At 68.2% G+C, this 13836-nt stretch carries 13 protein-coding genes, 2 tRNA genes and 2 pseudogenes; 6 read left to right on the top strand and 11 right to left on the bottom strand.

Translation table 11 applies throughout. From position 1 onward, the window contains the following. Positions 1-169 precede the first annotated feature (169 nt). The 3 genes from ACWCP8_RS18165 to ACWCP8_RS18155 all read right to left on the bottom strand — a co-directional run bounded on the left by ACWCP8_RS18165 (position 170) and on the right by ACWCP8_RS18155 (position 4512). On the bottom strand, positions 170-778 hold the full coding sequence (locus tag ACWCP8_RS18165) for a single-stranded DNA-binding protein (protein ID WP_451116866.1): 609 nt from the start codon (positions 776-778) through the stop codon (positions 170-172). 93 nt (positions 779-871) lie between these two features. Further along, positions 872-2863, bottom strand: coding sequence for a GTPase (locus tag ACWCP8_RS18160; protein ID WP_451116864.1), 1992 nt, complete (start codon positions 2861-2863; stop codon positions 872-874). Then, the gene (locus tag ACWCP8_RS18155; protein WP_451116862.1) at positions 2860-4512 is read right to left on the bottom strand and encodes a dynamin family protein; all 1653 of its coding nucleotides are present in this window, start codon (positions 4510-4512) and stop codon (positions 2860-2862) included. Before ACWCP8_RS18155 ends, ACWCP8_RS18160 begins: the two co-directional genes overlap by 4 nt. A 318-nt stretch (positions 4513-4830) precedes the next feature. On the opposite strand from ACWCP8_RS18155, the gene ACWCP8_RS18150 reads away from it, so the two are divergent. Then, positions 4831-4903, top strand: a tRNA-Arg gene (locus tag ACWCP8_RS18150). 198 nt (positions 4904-5101) lie between these two features. On the opposite strand, the gene ACWCP8_RS18145 is transcribed toward ACWCP8_RS18150, so the two are convergent. The 5 genes and pseudogenes from ACWCP8_RS18145 to ACWCP8_RS18125 all read right to left on the bottom strand — a co-directional run bounded on the left by ACWCP8_RS18145 (position 5102) and on the right by ACWCP8_RS18125 (position 7900). Continuing rightward, entirely contained in the window at positions 5102-5206 is a 105-nt protein-coding gene (locus ACWCP8_RS18145) for an integrase (protein WP_352262269.1), read from the bottom strand. 65 nt (positions 5207-5271) lie between these two features. Next, positions 5272-6492, bottom strand: coding sequence for a tyrosine-type recombinase/integrase (locus ACWCP8_RS18140; RefSeq protein ID WP_451116860.1), 1221 nt, complete (start codon positions 6490-6492; stop codon positions 5272-5274). Then, complete coding sequence (locus tag ACWCP8_RS18135) at positions 6492-6689, bottom strand: helix-turn-helix transcriptional regulator (protein WP_352262272.1); 198 nt, start codon at positions 6687-6689, stop codon at positions 6492-6494. Before ACWCP8_RS18135 ends, ACWCP8_RS18140 begins: the two co-directional genes overlap by 1 nt. A 1-nt stretch (position 6690) precedes the next feature. Further along, a pseudogene (locus tag ACWCP8_RS18130) lies at positions 6691-7704 on the bottom strand (replication initiator); the annotation flags it as partial. Further along, complete coding sequence (locus ACWCP8_RS18125) at positions 7622-7900, bottom strand: IS110 family transposase (RefSeq protein ID WP_352262274.1); 279 nt, start codon at positions 7898-7900, stop codon at positions 7622-7624. The gene ACWCP8_RS18125 and the pseudogene ACWCP8_RS18130, both read right to left, overlap by 83 nt. A gap of 404 nt (positions 7901-8304) precedes the next feature. On the opposite strand from ACWCP8_RS18125, the gene ACWCP8_RS18120 reads away from it, so the two are divergent. Further along, positions 8305-8823 (top strand): hypothetical protein, encoded by a 519-nt coding sequence (locus ACWCP8_RS18120; RefSeq protein ID WP_352262276.1) that lies wholly within the window; start codon positions 8305-8307, stop codon positions 8821-8823. Between the two features lie 327 nt (positions 8824-9150). Beyond that, positions 9151-9618 (top strand): hypothetical protein, encoded by a 468-nt coding sequence (locus tag ACWCP8_RS18115; protein WP_352262277.1) that lies wholly within the window; start codon positions 9151-9153, stop codon positions 9616-9618. 371 nt (positions 9619-9989) lie between these two features. Here ACWCP8_RS18115 and ACWCP8_RS18110 read toward each other — a convergent pair whose 3' ends face one another. The 3 genes from ACWCP8_RS18110 to ACWCP8_RS18100 form a co-directional block, all read right to left on the bottom strand. Further along, positions 9990-10118, bottom strand: a complete 129-nt coding sequence (locus tag ACWCP8_RS18110) for a hypothetical protein (protein WP_356006891.1) — start codon at positions 10116-10118, stop codon at positions 9990-9992. A 204-nt stretch (positions 10119-10322) separates the two neighbouring features. Continuing rightward, complete coding sequence (locus ACWCP8_RS18105) at positions 10323-11408, bottom strand: glycosyltransferase (RefSeq protein ID WP_352262280.1); 1086 nt, start codon at positions 11406-11408, stop codon at positions 10323-10325. 894 nt (positions 11409-12302) lie between these two features. After that, complete coding sequence (locus tag ACWCP8_RS18100) at positions 12303-12617, bottom strand: DUF6416 domain-containing protein (protein WP_352262281.1); 315 nt, start codon at positions 12615-12617, stop codon at positions 12303-12305. Between the two features lie 213 nt (positions 12618-12830). Between ACWCP8_RS18100 and ACWCP8_RS18095 the strand changes: the two genes are divergently transcribed. The 3 genes and pseudogenes from ACWCP8_RS18095 to ACWCP8_RS18085 all read left to right on the top strand — a co-directional run bounded on the left by ACWCP8_RS18095 (position 12831) and on the right by ACWCP8_RS18085 (position 13756). Then, positions 12831-12913, top strand: a tRNA-Ser gene (locus tag ACWCP8_RS18095). Positions 12914-13053: 140 nt separating this feature from the next. Then, a pseudogene (locus tag ACWCP8_RS18090) lies at positions 13054-13283 on the top strand (NUDIX hydrolase); the annotation flags it as partial. After that, the gene (locus tag ACWCP8_RS18085) at positions 13280-13756 is read left to right on the top strand and encodes a hypothetical protein (protein ID WP_352262283.1); all 477 of its coding nucleotides are present in this window, start codon (positions 13280-13282) and stop codon (positions 13754-13756) included. The pseudogene ACWCP8_RS18090 and the gene ACWCP8_RS18085, both read left to right, overlap by 4 nt. Positions 13757-13836: the final 80 nt, after the last annotated feature.

Genomic DNA, 13836 nt, shown 5'->3' with positions numbered 1-13836 from the left:
CCTCGCGCTTGGTGCGCGTGTGGGGTTTGTCCCGCCAGCCGACTCAAGTGCCCTGTGAGTACTGGGAGATCCTAAGGAAGCGGCGATGCGCATTGCCCCGTCATACCGTCGTACAACCATTCCGACTCAGAATCGTTATCGCCGGTAACTTCCGTGCCCACAGGCCCGATCACAGTGCCGGCGCCAGCTCCGGGATCTGTTCCTGACGCACCGTCGGTCCACGCCCCCCACGCCGCGCGCCCCGCTCGCTCTGCGCCCTCCGCTCCGCCAGCGCCCCCTGCGCGCCCTGCGTCCGCTTCGCGGACCGCGCAACAGGCTCCCCCCGTTCGACCGGCCCCCCGAACCCGTCGGCCTTCCCTTCTCCCCCTTCCTGCGCCGACCCGCCCCGCCTGCCCGGCCCGGCCGTCAGTGCCGGATCACCCCGCACCACCCGCCGGAACGCCGCCGTCCCCCGTGTCAGATCGTGTCCGACCGCCAGCGCCTCGATGTCCACGAACGTCCGGCGCTGCCCGTCCCGTTCCTCCTCGCGCACCTTCAACCGACCGTGCACGACCAGTGGTTCTCCCACAGCGACCGAACCCGCGAGATTCGAGGCCAGCGTGCGCCACGCCCACACGGTGTAGAAGCTGGTGTGCCCGTCCGTCCAGAACTGCTTCTCCCGGTCCCAACGGCGGGCCGTCACGGCGAAGCGGAATCGCGCCATTCCGCCGGTCGCGGTCTCCCGGAATTCCACCCCGGTCGCCGCGTTGCCCACCAGTGTCACCACGGTCTCGTTCATGCCTCCGCCTCCCCTTCGTCGCCCGTGACCGCTGCCGCGCGGTCACTGATCTCATGCTGAAGGGGAGGCGGGGATCCTGCTGGGAGCTGTGGACTACCGCCCGGTTGTGGAAAACTCCGTCACCGCCACGAACCGCTCCCGCACCTCGCGGTACCGCACCAGTTCGGCCGCCACCGGATCGAGTACCCGCGCCCGGCCGCAGGCCGCCGCCGCCACGCGGAGCCGCCGCTCGGCCTCCTGCCCGTACCGCCGTGCGGGCCCACGCGCGGCGGCCGCACACGACCACTCGACCAGCGGCCCGCCGACGACCCCGGCCATCATCACCGATGCGGCTGTGAGCAGCCCCGGTTCGACCAGGCCGACGATCTGGCCGATCAGCCAGAGGCCGCCGAAGATCTGCAGCAGCGTCATGGAGACCTGCGCCAGTACGGCGGCGGGCCACCATGCGGGCCGCGGCGGCCTGCCGGCCACCCGCCCGCTGTGTGCCCCACCGGATCCACCGGCCGTCGCGGCAGCGACCGCAGCCCCGCCGTCGGCGTCGACGGGCGCCCCGTCACGCCCCGCATCCTCGCCTGCACGCTCACCCTCCCCCACCGCCCTGCCCTGACCCTCCGCCGCCGTGCCGCTCTTCTTCCCCAGCTCGTCCAGCACCTCCGGCAACCCCTCCGCCCCGTTCGTCGCGGCCTCGCGGACCGCCTGCGCCCAGGGGCCGGGCAGCCCGTCGGCGGCAGCGTCCGCCACCGTGCGTACCGCCTGCTCGACGCGCTGCCGAGCGGTGAGCTGCTCCTCCGGCGGCGCGGGCAGCGCTGCTGCCCAGTCCATGGTTCGCGGCTGCCTGGTGGACTCGTACCAGCGCCACAGCCGCAGCCAGGGCGTCCCGCAGGCCCGCCCGGCGTTCCTGCGCCACTCGCGCTCGGCGGCCTGACCTGCCGCGGCCGCGCCGACGGCCTCGGCGAGCCGGTCGGCGAACTCCTCACGGGCACGTTCCCCGAGCCCCGGCCGCCCCTCGGCGACGTACGCCGGCCGCAGTCTGGCCGCGACGGCGTCCACATCGGCGGAGAGCCGGCGCGCCGCGGCCATGCGCTCCTGGACGAACCGGCCGAGCAACTCGCGCAGTTCGCCCACCCCATCGCCGGTGAGAGCCGACAGGGACAACACGGTGGCGCCCGGTTCGCCGTGTTCGCCGAGCGCCATGCCGTCCTCGTCGAGCAGCCGGCGCAGGTCGTCGAGGACCTGGTCGGCGGCGTCGCCGGGCAGCCGGTCCACCTGGTTCAGAACGACGAATGTGACCTCCGCGTGCCCGGCCAGCGGCCGCAAATAGCGCTCGTGCAGAGCCGCGTCCGCGTACTTCTCCGGATCCACGACCCAGATCACCGCATCGACCAGCGCAAGCACCCGGTCCACCTGCTCGCGGTGCCCGCTCGCCGCCGAGTCATGGTCGGGCAGATCGACGAGAACGAGCCCCTGAAGCGCCTCGTCCGCTTCCGTACCGCCCTGGTACGGCCTGCGCCTGAGCCGCCCGGGAATGGCGAGCCGGTCCAGCAGCCCGGCGGCGCCGTCGGTCCAGGAGCAGGCGATGGGCGCGGCGGTGGTCGGCCGTCGCAGCCCGGTGTCTGAGATCTGCGCGCCCGCGAGGGAATTGAAAAGGGTCGACTTGCCGCTGCCCGACGCACCGGCAATGGCGACGACGGTGTGCCGGGAGGAGAGCCGCTGCCGGGCGGCAGCCTCGTCGAGTACGCGCCCCGCCTCGGCGAGGGTGGCCCGGTCGAGCCGAGCCCTGGACAGGCCGACGAGCTCACGCAGCGCGTCGAGCCGCGGCCCGAGCGGGCTGCCGGACGGTACGTACGCCTCGACCTGGGGCCGTTCGTCGTCGGAGGCGGCCTCGCGGCCGGAATCGGGATCGGGTCCGGATTTCACGGAGGCGGCAGCGGCACGCCGGGCAATGAGCCCGTCGTCCCAGCGCCCGACGGGCTCGGGGGCGTTGCGGATCACGACATCCGCAGTCCGGCCCCGCCCCGGCTCCCGGTCCGTGTCCCGCACCCGGCCCTGCTCCTGGCTGTGGTCCTGGTCAGTGACGACAGTCAACGCTGCCACCTCTCCTTCTGCAGTACGGACAGCGCGGCAATCAGTTCTGCCTGCGGCTCCGGGGTCACATCGAGCGCGTCGAGCGGCGCGAGCCGCCGATCACGCTCGCCGTTCAGCACCTGGTCGAGATAGGCGGTCAGCAGCGCGCCGCCCTTGTCGCGCAGTCGCAGCGCCCCCTGCACGCCGATGCGTTCGGCGAGCTGCTCCCCGGCGCTGCGGGCACGGCGTCCGCCGAGCAGAGCGGCGGCCAGCAGTGCGGCCACCGTCTCGACGTCGGGCGCGGCGTTGCGTTCCAGCCGGCGCACCTCTTCCTCGGCCAGCTCCTCCAGCACCCGCCGCCACCGTCGTACGGCCATGGCGATCCGGCCCCGGATGTCCTCGGCCGGCCCCCTGCCCCCGGCCTGCCGGCCGACGGCCTCGGACCTGAGCACACCGGCTGCCGGCTCGTGCCGCCAGGTCGTGCGGATCTGCTCGTCGGCTGCGGCGACAGCGCACTGCAGGAGCGCGGCCAAGCTCTCCACCAGTGCGTCGAGAAGCTCCTCGGAGGAGCTGTAGAGCGGGTATCCGCGCCACCGGGTGCGGGCGTCCCCGGCGAGCACACCGCCGTTCTGCAGCCGCCGCTGCACCCGGGCGCCCTCCTTCCGGTAAGCGTCCTCGACCACGCCGGTGAGCCGCATGGCCGCCGCGTACTGCGCGGCGGCGGCCCCGGCCAGTTCCGGCATGCGTACGTCCAGCGAGTCGATGACCCCGGTCGCCGTACGCCCCACGGCCTGCTGACGGGCCGCCGGATCGTGCACGCGGTGGCCGAGCCAGGCGCGCAGCGGTGCGACCGCGGTGGTGGGCAGCAGCCCGCTGCCGCCGCCCGCCGACTCGGGCAGTTCCGGGATCGTGAAGCGGGGCACCTCACCGAGACCCGCCCTGGTGAGCAGCGCTCCGTACTGCCGCGACACTTCGGCGATCACCTGGTGCGGCACCCGGTCGAGCACGATGACGAGGGAGGCGTCGTACTCCTTTGCCGTACGCAGCATCTGCCACGGCACCGCGTCGGCGTACCGGGAAGCGGTGGTGACCATGACCCAGACGTCGGCAGCGCAGACGAGTTCGGCTGCCAGCACCCGGTTCCGTACGACGAGCGAGTCGATGTCCGGGGCGTCGAGCAGCGCGAGTCCGCGCGGCAGACTCGCGGCGGTCTCGACCCGCAGCGCGGTCCCGTCCTCCTGCTCGCCCCCGCCGAGCCCGTCGCGGTCGTCGCAGAGGCCGGGATCCGCGGACTCCTCCGGGGGCCGCCAGACCCGGGTCAGTTGCGGCAGTACGCGTACCCCCGCGAACCAGTGATGATCATCCGGATGGCAGACAAGGACGGGGGTCCGGGTGGTGGGCCGCAGCACCCCGGCCTCGCTGACCCGTCGCCCCACGAGCGAGTTGACGAGCGTCGACTTCCCGGCCCCGGTGGATCCACCGACGACCGCGAGCAGCGGCGCTTCAGGATCCTTCAGTCGGGGAAGCAGGTAGTCGTCGAGCTGCGCGAGCAGCTCGACCCTGGTCTGACGGGCACGTGCCGCCCCAGGAAGCGGGAGTGGCAGACGCACGGCAGCGACACGGTCGCGGAGGGCGGAAAGTGCGTCGATGAGCTGAGGCCGTACGTCCATGGTCACCACATGCGAAGAATGCCCAATTTTGGCGCCATTTTGAAGCGTATAGCCGCCTCTGCGCGCCGGTTACGCCGTCGGGACAGAGGGGACGAGTGGGGCGCAGGCATAACGAGTGCACAACACCCGGGGCGCCAGGCGTCAAAAGCAGTGCAAGATCCGCACCCACCTGCGATTATCGGTTCGCTTCACCGAACCTCCACATCGTGCCACGCAGGTGAAGCAACCAGGTCGAGGCGATCGGAGCCCTATCCTTGTCCCGGCAAGGTCACGGACCGGCCCGGTCCCAGGGCTCCAGGCCGCCGAGGCCACCACCCGGCCCCCGTAGCTCAGTGGATAGAGCAGGCGCCTTCTAAGCGCTTGGCCGCAGGTTCGAGTCCTGCCGGGGGCACACAGTCCATACCCCGCCAGGCCCTCCCTCGGGAGGGCCTTTTCAGCAGGTCACCGCACCGTAGCGAGGGCCGCGTAGCGAACGCATAAGCGCCGGACCGACCCCAGGTCACGGCGGGGAGGGTCCGGCGCTGTCCGGCTGTCACCGGGTTTCTGCGGGTGGCTCTGTCGAATACGTGTCGAAGTTTTCCCGGTGGGCTCAGCCCTCTGCCGTCAGGTCGGGGAGGTCACCGCTCGACTCGATGCGCCTCTGGTGATCCTTGAGCTGTCCGGAGATGGACCGGGCGTATGTGGCGAGCAGCACCGGCACACTGTTGCCCGCCCATTCGGCCACCTGTGCCGGCGGGACCCCGTTGTTGAGCCATGTCGTCAGGCAGGTGTGTCGCAGGTCGTAGACCCGCTTGCCGAGCGGCGAGGCGAACTCCTCCGGGGCGAGGACTTCCTTGCGCGCGGTCCGCCAGGCCCGCCGGAAGACCGACCCGGAGAGCAGGCCACCGTTCTCCCCGGGAAGAGCAGATCACCAGGCTTGAGTTTCTCCGTCGCAATGTGTTCGCGAAGGATCTTCGTGAGTGCCGGTCGACACGGCACGACGCGGGTGTCGTCCGTGGCCCTTCCCTTCAGTCCGCGCTTTTCGTGGACCTCCCCGGTGTCGGTCCACTGCTTGCCGACCTCCGGCTGAGCCGTATGGAAGAGCAGCTCGCCCCACTGGTCATCGTCGTGCTCTCCCGGCAACCGCGCCTCCAGGACCCGCATGGCGACGACCTCTTCGGGCCGCGGGCCGGCGTAGTAGATGGTGGCGAAGAATGCGTGCAGCCGCCGGCCACCACGAGGACGACGCCATATCCACCCGAGCAGGCCCGCGGCATGGGTCGAGTTGATGAGGGACCGCTTGTCCACTGCGGACGAGGTCTTGGGGGTGGTCCCTCGCCCCTTCGGCAGAGGGTTGGAACGGAGAACGCGGTTCTTCACCGCGTACTCCATGGCGACGTTCAGAATCCTGCGGTGGCGCTTCGACGAGGAGGCTGCAGCGGCTGTGCCATCCAGTCTGGAGTCCAAGGCATGCAGCACCTCTTCCACCTGTTGCGGATCCTCCCAGGCCGCCATCGTCAACGTGTTGCGCTCCACCCACCTCAGGATTGCCGTCACCTCCTGCGGAGCCTCCTTCCGACGCCGAGTATTGAAGGCAAACTCCCGCAAGGCGGTCCGGACATCGATCGCCGCGAACCTGCTCGACAACGGTGCGCGCAACAGTGCGATCGTCGTCGTCATGAGTGCCTTGGCCACGTTCTTACGGTTGTTGCCGGAGGTCCGTCGCCATTGAGCGTCTGTGAACTGAATCGCGAAGTCGTACCAGCTGACGGCGCCGGCACCGGACTGGTGGGAGATGGGCCGACCAGTAGTCAGGCTGAAGGCCTCACCACGACGGGCCGCAGACACCAGCTCGGAGCGGAAGGAGTCTGCCAGGGCCGAGGTCCCGAAGGGCTCTCGGAACGGTTTGCCCGCCACCATCCAGCGCACGGTGTACGAGGTCTTACGGCTCCCTCTATAGGTGAGGATCTTGTAGATCCTGACGTCATAGCTGGTCTCCATCAGGCACCGTCCTCGCGGTCGTCGAGCCAGTTGTCCAGATCGCCCCGACGGACACGCAAGTCACCGTTTGGGAGCTTGATACAGCGCGGCGCACGGTGCTTCTGTCGCCAGTCGTAGAAGGTCGAGCGCGAGATCTGAAGTTCCTCGCAGACCTCAGCGAGGGTCAGCATTCCTCGCGTGCGAAGGGTCGCCGTCACCTCACATCCCCTCCTCTGTCAGCAGTGCTTCGCGGGCGGTTTCTCGGTTGAGTTGCAGGTCTCTGGCGATCGAGGCGGCGAGGACGGATTCGCCGGGGCTGTGGCCTTGTCCGGCGTACTGCCAGTCGGTGAGGACGAGGACGGTCGGGTCCTGGTCCGGGTCGGGCAGGCCGAGTTCTTCGCGTTGCTGGGCGGCGCGGTAGTCGGCGCGGATCTGGCGGAGGGCGCCGAGGGTGGTGGAGTAGCGGCGGGACTTGGAGGAGAAGTGGCCGCGGAAGCCGAGCATGTGTGCCCAGGCCCGTAGCCGCCGGTCCGGGTAGAGCGGATCGAGGTCGAAGCAGGCTTCGATGAGTCGGCGTGGGTGGTCGGGTACGTCGAGGAGGACCAGGGCCTCGCGGTTGCCTATGCGGCGGTCGATGATGCCTGTCGTCTCGGCGGCCTTGGTTGCGTACTTGGCGACGTAGGAGGCGACGGCCTGTTCGGTGATGTCGGTCCCGGCGTCGAAGGCGCGGATGGGGCGGATGTCGAGCTGGGTGCCCCAGCGGAGCGGGCGGGCGGGTTGGCCGGCGGCGGCCGGGACGGTGATGGTCGTGTACGAGTGGGCAACAGCGGCGCGGATGGCGTCGGTGAGCAGCTGCACGGAGGCCCAGGAGGGCGGTGGGCTGTCGGGGCCGTCCGGGCCGTCCGGGCCGTCGAGGCGTACGACGGCATGGAAGTGGACGGCCCCGCGCTTTTGGAACTCGGCGACCTTGCCGTACGAAACCCGTGCCGTTTCTTTGAGTTCGCGTTGGGTGAGGCCGGCGCGGGCGGCGATCTCGCGGCGGAGGCGGTTGGTGAAGCGCTGCCACAGGTCCCCGGCGTGGTTGTTGAAGAGGACCGCGCCCGCGTAGTCGTACGAGTCGGGGTCGAGCGGGGTGCCGAGGGCATCGTCGTCAGGGCCGTGGACGGTGCCGCAGCGGCAGCGGCCGGAGTCGGGACGGTTGTGGACTGGGCCGAAGAACGGGGCGGTGAGCGTAGGCACCGGTCCCCTCAACCCCGACGGCGAGCACGTCACCGTGCAAGCGCATCCACTCCAGGAGGCGGCGGTAGCCGTCGGGGGTGGTGGGGAACGGAGCGGTGGCCAGGTGCCGGCCAATGGTGTCAATCACGGCTGCCTGGTGGAAGTCGGTGTGGGTGTCCACGCCGCCGACCACCGCGATCTGATCTGCCATGGTGGGTACTGCTTTCCTTCCGTGCGATGCGCGAGGGATCACACGGGCCGGTCGGGCGTCAGGACAAGACTGTGATGGGACCTTTGGCCGGACTCCTATGAGGTCACAGGCGCTCGACCGGCCGCGTGCATAGCGGCACCGCCCAGACCGCCGACGATTCCTTGAAAGGACAGCCCGAAGCGTCAATCGTTCGGTGGGTCAGGCCGCCGAGCGGTGCCATGACCAATCCTCACAGTCGTTCGTACAGTGGCGCGCTCCACCTGGACGCCATGAACCACGCCCGCTCCACGACGTGTGGGTCGAAGGCGGACGGGATGGGAGCTGAGGTGAGTGGTGGGTTGAGGGTGGTGCTGAAGTGGTCGAAACGCGCTACGAACGACCACGCGCCCCCTCACAATGCTGGTATGGATGAGGCACTCGCGGCCATAGTCGGAGCAGGCGTGGGCGCCATCGGGGCTACCTTCGCCGCAGTCTGGGCGGGCCACCAGTCAAAGTGGCAGACCAAGACTCAGATGCGCGGCCAGCACCTGCAATGGCGAAGGGAGTCACGACGTACTGCGTTCGCTGACGTCATACGCGCGTGCGGGGACTTGCAGCACTTTTGCAAGGAGACCGTTGCTGCCACCCTGGAAACCCCGCGAGACGATGAAGCCGTGGCCCAGCACATGGCGGCTGTGGAACAACGCTTGGCCGTCCTGCAGACTGCGCGCATCGTGGCCGATTTGGAAGCCCCGACTCTCGACGAGACGTTGACTGCCCTTGAAGCGAGCCATACCGAGATGGTGAATCAGGTACGCGACGTCGTGAGAGGCAACACGCACTGGGGTGAAGCAGCCTCGGCAGGCGGGGCCGCCAGCACCTCAACGGGCCACTTCGTCGCCAAAGCCCAGAAGGAACTCAATAGCTACGAAGGCGCCACGTGATCAACTGAACCAATAGAGCGCCCTCCGTGGGCCGTCTCGGGGCCGTGGGAGGGCGCTCAACGATGACCAACGCTGACAACTGCCGACAGCTCAGCAGCAGGTCACAGCCTTAATCGAAGATGTGAATGCAGGTCAGAGACCCCGCGCGTCACTTCTTCGGCTACTGGTCCTCTGGTTTACCTACACGCGCAGTTCTGTCACTTCCTACGATGTCCCTTAGCGCGATAGGCACATACGGTGCCGCAGGTCCGGCGCCGCAGCGGGTGGGGGCGCGGTGCGTGCCCAGGTCGAGCGCGTACGAGCTCGACCAAGAGGGGGAGAAGGATCTTGGCTAGTTGGAAGTCAATGCAAGTCTGGGTGTGCTTCGCCGAGAACGGCAAGCTCAACGGTGCTTCGCTTGAGCCAACGAGTTGGGCACGGCGAAAGCGCGACGTAGCGGTGCCGAAGAAGATTGATGCCCTTGAGCTGATCATTGATCTGCTGGAGGACGGTAAGGGCCTACGCATTGCCCAGCCAGAAGGGCAGCAGGGGAGGCTCATCACCACGCGCCAGCAGGATCACGGGGTGCTTATCGACGGCAGCCGCTATCCGGAGGTTGCAGCCACGCTCATCCGAAGGATGCGTGAAGTAATCGCCGTTCTGGTTACTCAAGAGCAGCAACAAAGCGCAGAGGCTGCTGCGGAGGCTGACAACTGGCTTGCCGGAGACCGCGTTCGTGGCGCGGATGACCGAACTAGGTCGGAGAGCATCCACACGTTGCAGGGTGGGCTGCCTACACTCGGCCGCCGCCGCTGACCAACGTGGACCTGAAACGCGAAAGCCATGTCATCCGCGCGCACGATGGGACTGCGGTACAGCAGCGAAGTACAGCAACCACAGCAGCCGGCACCGTCCGGTAGCCGCCTTCCGGGGCCATAACACGGCCGGTATGACCGTCACCGGCCGATCCGCATAGAGCTACGGATCAGAAGGTTGCACCAGGTAGAGACGGTCTGGCTCGGTGCCAGGCCGTCTCAGTTTCCGTCTCATTCAGCTACGTTCATCGCCGTACAGGCGGGATCATCGGCGGAGACCGCCCCGGCACTCGTCCGCCCATGAACGCAGGTGAACGGCCGTGGGCGCACCCCTCGCCGCCACCAACGGACTTGCAGGTAGTGCTCGGCTGTTCATCGCCCCTCCAGGCTCTGGACGGCCACCGTGTCCTTCGGGTCCGGCGCGTGCTCGGAGCCGTGGCAGGCGGCCAGGGTGGCCACTCCCAGGAGCAGGAGGGCCACCACGGCCGTCTTGCGGATCACGATCAGGCGCGGCTCCGGCCCCGGGGAACGATCCGCATCACAGCGGTTCCCAGGGCCACCAGGGCGAAGGCCGTCAGGCCCAGCCACACGCTGGTCGTCAGTCCGATACCGGTAGAGGCCAACGCCCCACCGCCCACAGTTGTTGCAGGGTTGTTGTACAAGGGTCCCTCCCAAATGATCTCTGACAGTTTCTGAAGCGACCTGCTACCAGGCGCGCTCACGGCGGAACACGGAGTCCAGGTACGCCTTGGCGTGGCAGGCCTGGAGCAGGAAGTCGAAGAGCAGCTCGTACATGGACGCGGCGAGGAGCATCCGCTTCCAGCCGAGCTCCCGTACGGTCACAACCCGCTCGATCACGAAGACGAGCGAGACCCAGAGCCAGAACTCGTTGACGTGGAACGAGTGCGAGGCCAGGGCGTAGGCGAGGGTCGCCAGGTATACGGCGGTCACGAGGACGCCAACCATGCTCAGGAGCTGACGGCCCCAGTAGCGCCACGTGATGCGCGTCAGGCCGTACTGGACGCAGTTCTCCACCGCTCCCCGCTTCCAGCGCAGTCGCTGGTCCCACAGGGCCTTCCAGGTCAGCATGACCTCGGTGGTGAGCGTGCAGCCCTCCGGCGAGAGCACTCGATAGCCCAGGTGCAGCACCGCGAAGGTCAGCTCGTTGTCCTCGGTGAGCACCGAGGTGTCGTAGATGCCCCCGAGCCCGTCCCCGGCCGGGAGACGGCCCTCCAGACGGGCCTGGGAGATCTGCCGCAGCACCTGCACCCGGAACATGGCCGCTGTGCCGGTGAGCACCAGGCACTTGCCGCCCAGGCGCTTCACATCCCGCGAGTAGCGGGCGTACTCGTTGCGCTGGAGGTGGCCCACGAAGCCCCCGCCGGGTCCTCCCCGGAAGGTGCCGCCCACTCCCCCGTAGCCCTTCGCGAGGTGCTCCACCCCACAGGCCACGAAGCCGGGGTCCAGGGCGCTGTCCGCGTCCGTCACGAGGACCACGTCGTCGTCGTGCAGATAGGGCAGCAGGCGGGCCAGGGCCTGGTTCAGCCCTCCGGCTTTCTTGTGCCGGTTGCCCTGGGTCTCGAAGACCTCGGCCCCCAGGGAGTCCGCGATGGCCACGGTGGTGTCGGTGCAGTTATCCGCGACCACGATGACCCGCCGCGGGGGCACGATCTGCCCGTACAGCCCCTGGATGGAGTCCGCGATGGCGTCGGCCTCGTTGTGGGCCGGTATCAGGGCGATCACGTTGCGGATCTCGGCGGGCCTCAGGCTCGATCTTCGATGCTTCCCCATGGGTGCTTCCTGTGGAGTCGTTCTGAGATGGAATCGGCGGGGTCTCGGAAATGGGTACGGTGGCCGGTTCCGAGATCACGGCGGGAGTCGTCTCCTCAGGCACAGGGGCTGTGTTGGTCGACGGTGAGAGTGATTCGCCCCCGGTCAAGGGCGTGGGCAGCGCGGCATGGTGGACGATCCGGAGTGACTGAGTGCAGCGCGTCAGAGCGACGTACAGGGCACCCCGTACACAACGGTGGACAGACCGATACCCGCAAGTCCGTACATGATGTCCCCTCTTACTCCATTGCGGACGGCGAAGATCACGGTCGTACCAACCGGTCGACCAGATCACCCCCGCCCGCATTCCCCATGAAAGCTTCACGTGATCTACACGCGACGCCCGACAAATCGTACTGTCACGCGCAGTTGCCGTAAGAAGCCACGCCGTAACTCGGGCCGAGGGAGAGGTCGAGCCATCTACCGCAAAGCGGGACATGCCTGCATAGTTGCCCCACCTTCAACCATTTTTTGAGTGACGGATATCACGCTGAGCAGCCGCAGCGGCATGCCCGGCATGCCAACCGTGCTGTAAGCGCGAAAAGTTGACGGGTACGTGGATCAAGCCCGCGCCTGACATCCACATCTGACATCAACGGCGGCAGAAAGCCGCAGCTACGAGCGGTTTGAGTCACCCTTGTTTCCCAGGCGTCCGAGGCGCGCGAGGCGCCATTGATCGAACTCCTAATTCGGTGCTCACGAACGAGCGCCCTCCCGGGCCGTCCTCGGGCCGTGGAAGGGCGCTCAATGGTGACCAACGTCGACAGGTGCTGACAGCTCGGCAGCAGGTCAGAGCGTTGATCCAGTACGTGGCCGCAGGTCACGGCCGCCCGTGATCAGTTGTGGCTGTGCAGATCACGCAGCGCCGAGCTGAGCGGCCAGGAACACCGCTGCCACCGAGGGGCGGACTGCGTACGTTGCGCCCGCGTTCCCCTCGGGAGCCTCCCACCAGTAGAACGGAAGCCGCCGCTCACTGTTGCTGTGTCCCTTGCTCATCCCGGACAGCACCCCTGCCACGCGCCGCGCCGGATCACTCTCGTTCGGCCCACCCAGGGCCTTATCCACCAGCTCCGTGCAGTGGACCCTCCGGCCAGGGTTGCGCAGCAGGTACTGGAACACCCACCGGGCCTGCGGCGCGAGTTCGGCCAAGAACATCGCGGCGCGCTCCAAGTCCTCCGGACCCCATTCCGAGGCTCCGTAGTGCCCCGCTTCGCCAGAGTGCTTAGCCCATCGTGGATCAGCCTCAGTCAGATACGCCGTCATGCCCCGCCCCCAACAGTTCGTCCCTAGCGCGTGTGTCGTTGGCACCGTACAGAGCCACCAGGACACTGCGTGTCGAATCCGTGTCGAGGTTCTACCGGCAAGCCGCTCAGCTGAGAAAGAGCCACAGGTCAAGAGGAGGACGCGACGCAGCCACAGAGCGCCTTCTAAGCGCTTGGCCGCAGGTTCGAGTCCTGCCGGGGGCACACAGTCCGCACCAAGCCAGGCCCTCCCTCGGGAGGGCCTTTTCAGCAGGTCACCGCACCGTAGCGAGGGGCGCGTAGAGAACGCATAAGCGCCGGACCGGCCCCAGGTCACAGTGGGGAGGGTCCGGCGCTGTCCGGCTGACACCGGCGTTCTGCGGGTGGCTGCGGTGGATACACGGTGGCGCTCCCAGGTCGACGAGCTCACGGGGGTCTACAGGAACTCCTCGCGCGGAATCGTCACCCTGGTCTTCCGCTGCAAGCCCTCCGGCGGCGCCGAGCGCACGCGATCCGCCTGCTCGATGCCCTGGACGGGGCCGGCCCCCACGTACGGAGCCACGACGGCAAGCACCTGCTGGGCAGGTCAGCATGACGACCCCCGTAGCCCTCAACTTCGAGCTTCTGACAGAGAAGAACGCTCACGACAACCTTCGCTTGCGTCTCGGGCCATACCGCCACACCTGCGATTCGTACTACCTCGACATCGACAACTCCCCCACAGCATCACCGGATCTCAAGGGGAACCTCGCACGCTTCTTGGAACAATGGAGGAGCCAGGTCGATGGACTGAAGGGGACAGGAGGCACTGCCTACCTGCCCTACGACCTCTCCGACGAGTGCACGGGCTGGCTCCGCGTATCGTCCACAGACGGATGCAACGCCGACGTACAAGCGGGATGGAGCCTGGTGTCAGGCTGGAGTTTCATGCCCTCCGGCTACCTCGTTACAGCTCCCGAGATCACGGACTTCGATCCCGAGGCGAACGCCCGGATCGAGTGCTCCTTGGACGACCTGTCCCGGTGCATCGCCACGAACGCTGAGACCTTCACGGCCCCCAGGCAGTAGCGCGGTAAGAGTTTCTCTACTTCATCAAGGCACCCGGCTGCGCTCCGCTCCGCCGGGCGCGCTTCCCGGCTCCGCTGCGG

This window comes from Streptomyces sp. NPDC002206 (assembly GCF_053593595.1).
This window is presented reverse-complemented; position numbering and strand designations above follow the sequence as displayed.

Excerpts from the sequence above, each read along its gene's own strand:
- ACWCP8_RS18165 (WP_451116866.1), bottom strand. The coding sequence starts at position 778 with ATGAACGAGACCGTGGTGACACTGGTGGGCAACGCGGCGACCGGGGTG.
- ACWCP8_RS18155 (WP_451116862.1), bottom strand. The coding sequence starts at position 4,512 with ATGGACGTACGGCCTCAGCTCATCGACGCACTTTCCGCCCTCCGCGAC.
- ACWCP8_RS18140 (WP_451116860.1), bottom strand. The coding sequence starts at position 6,492 with ATGGAGACCAGCTATGACGTCAGGATCTACAAGATCCTCACCTATAGA.
- ACWCP8_RS18125 (WP_352262274.1), bottom strand. The coding sequence starts at position 7,900 with ATGGCAGATCAGATCGCGGTGGTCGGCGGCGTGGACACCCACACCGAC.
- ACWCP8_RS18120 (WP_352262276.1), top strand. The coding sequence starts at position 8,305 with ATGGATGAGGCACTCGCGGCCATAGTCGGAGCAGGCGTGGGCGCCATC.
- ACWCP8_RS18105 (WP_352262280.1), bottom strand. The coding sequence starts at position 11,408 with ATGGGGAAGCATCGAAGATCGAGCCTGAGGCCCGCCGAGATCCGCAAC.
- ACWCP8_RS18085 (WP_352262283.1), top strand. The coding sequence starts at position 13,280 with ATGACGACCCCCGTAGCCCTCAACTTCGAGCTTCTGACAGAGAAGAAC.